Raw genomic sequence first — 883 nt, 5'->3', positions numbered from 1 at the left:
AGACCGTGTCCTATGTGGTGAGGCGGACGAGCCGTTTGTAGCAGCAGAGGGCGGCGGCGAGACCGAGAAAGGCCAGGTAGTTGCGGGGGTGGCGTTCGTAGCGGTGGTTGAGCCGGCGGTAGCCAGTGAGCCAGGACATGGTCCGCTCAATCACCCACCGGCGCCGTCCGAGTCGTTCCGATGACTCGACGCCCTTGCGTGCGATACGGACCCCGATCCGTTTGCCGCGGAGCCATTTCCGCAGGTGAGGGACGTCGTATGCCTTGTCGGCGTGGAGACGTTGGGGTTTGAAGTGGCGGCCGCGGTGAGGGTCGTGTCTCGTTTGGTGACCTGTGATCATGGGCTTCAGGGCGAGGCTGTCGTGGGTGTTGGCGGCGGTGAGGCCGACGAGGAGGGGAAGCCCGTTCGCGTCCGACAGGACGTGCATCTTGGAGCCCGGCTTGCCTCGGTCCACGGGGCTCGGACCTGTGAGTTCGCCCCTTTTTTAGCCCTCACGTGGGCCGAGTCGAGGACGGCTCGGGAGAGATCGAGGAGCCCGGCGTCGTCGAGGCGGTGCAGGATCTCCTCGTGCAGCCGGCCCCATACACCTGCCCGTGACCAGATCAGGAACCTGCGGTGGGCCGTGGACTTCGATATCCCGAAACAGGGTGGCAGTGATCGCCAGGCGCATCCGCTGACCAGGACGTAGATGATCGCCGCGAACAGCGTCTCGTCAGGCGTGTCCTGCGTCCCGCCGCCCTGCGACCGCACCTTCGACGGTGGGATCAGCGGCTCCGCGATCTCCCACAGTCCGTCCGGAACAATCCAACTCCAAGTACCCCGCCCCATACCGAGGTCAACGACGCCTCACCACATAGGACACGGTCTAAGAAGTCATCTCATT

General features: G+C 64.9%; 1 protein-coding gene. It reads right to left on the bottom strand.

Annotation, left to right across the window (positions count from 1 at the left end):
- Positions 1–10: 10 nt before the first annotated feature.
- Positions 11–828 (bottom strand): IS5 family transposase gene (locus NOD94_RS41215; protein ID WP_281211368.1). Its coding sequence is split into 2 segments (ribosomal slippage): positions 11–480 and positions 480–828, totalling 819 coding nucleotides; the frame shifts between segments, so codons are not numbered across the junction.
- Positions 829–883: the final 55 nt, after the last annotated feature.

Origin of the sequence: Streptomyces sp. Isolate_45 (assembly GCF_024721315.2) — a bacterium.
Classification (GTDB): Bacteria; Actinomycetota; Actinomycetes; order Streptomycetales; family Streptomycetaceae; genus Streptomyces.
Note: the sequence above shows the minus strand (reverse complement) of the source record. Positions and strands in the feature narration are given on the sequence as shown.